This window comes from Hungatella sp. SL.1.14 (assembly GCF_024460495.1).
GTDB lineage: Bacteria > Bacillota > Clostridia > Lachnospirales > Lachnospiraceae > Hungatella > Hungatella hathewayi.
Map to the genome: position 1 here is coordinate 1 of NZ_JANFYJ010000106.1, position 524 is coordinate 524.

General features: G+C 36.8%; 1 pseudogene. It reads left to right on the forward strand.

Going from position 1 to position 524, the window contains the following annotated elements:
* Positions 1 to 213: pseudogene (locus tag NE473_RS30170) on the forward strand (hypothetical protein); the annotation flags it as partial.
* Positions 214 to 524: the final 311 nt, after the last annotated feature.

A 524-nucleotide genomic window follows, 5' to 3' on the forward strand; every position in this document is an offset into this window, starting at 1 on the left:
ATAACATCTATCAGCTATTTCAAGAAAGCGCGGATGAAGCCTTTACAGATTGTATTAGGGCTACTCCTGATTGGCTCAATATTCGTTCTGCCAGTAATACTTCCGTTGCAGCATGGTATCAATGTCTTAATCGGTCATATAGCAGCTTCTTCAATGATAGGATTACTTAATTTAAAATATTGGCGTATTACACGGAACACCCATAATTCATAAAACATAAAGGCTGTCACATGAGGACGAAAGGGAAAACCATTGTAGTGAATGAGAAGGTGGACGTAGAATTTTTGACTATGGCGATTGGGCGAAATGGTTGTGATGTTGTTATAGATTTGGCAAACAGGATGTTTTTTCAGTAGACATTTGGTGGATCAGGTATTCTTGGCAGAGGGGATTGATTCATATGGCTATTTATATAATTGTAAGCATTGTACTGCTATTAGATATAATAAATCCCAGAATTCTATGGTATATTTATTTCTGGAAACATAATGGAGACAAGCCGGAACCGAGTGGTACATATATTT